Raw genomic sequence first — 477 nt, forward strand, 5'->3', positions numbered from 1 at the left:
GGTGGGATAGATGATTGGGGTGAAGTCGTAACAAGGTAGCCGTATCGGAAGGTGCGGCTGGATCACCTCCTTTCTAAGGATATTTTCGGAATACAAACCTAGGGTTTGTAAGATTACGTTTTGCGTTCAGTTTTGAAGGTTCATTCTTAACGAATGAAATACTTCAAAACTTGTTCTTTGAAAACTGGATAAAACGACATTGAAATTGTAACAAACACATTTATTTTTTAAGTTTTTTTATAGGCTTAATAACGAAGAAGGTTTCAAGACACGAGTAGTTCTAGGAAGCAATCGAGAGAAGGAAGGAGCGTACCTCAGTACGTGACTGACTGAACGAGTGAAGCTGACGACGAAATGCGATGTGTATTGAAAGCTGTAGGTTAAGTTATTAAGGGCGCACGGCGAATGCCTTGGCACTAGGAGCCGATGAAGGACGGCACTAACACCGATATGCTTCGGGGAGCTGTAAGTGAGCTT

The 477-nt window shown here is 42.1% G+C and carries 2 rRNA genes; both read left to right on the forward strand.

Features of this window, described 5'->3' with window-relative positions:
• Nucleotides 1-73 (forward strand): 16S ribosomal RNA (locus PVA17_RS25000); the annotation flags it as partial.
• A 305-nt stretch (nt 74-378) separates the two neighbouring features.
• Nucleotides 379-477: ribosomal RNA gene (locus tag PVA17_RS25005) — 23S ribosomal RNA — on the forward strand; the annotation flags it as partial.

The organism is Lysinibacillus sp. CNPSo 3705, assembly GCF_028674935.1.
Lineage (GTDB): Bacteria > Bacillota > Bacilli > Bacillales_A > Planococcaceae > Lysinibacillus.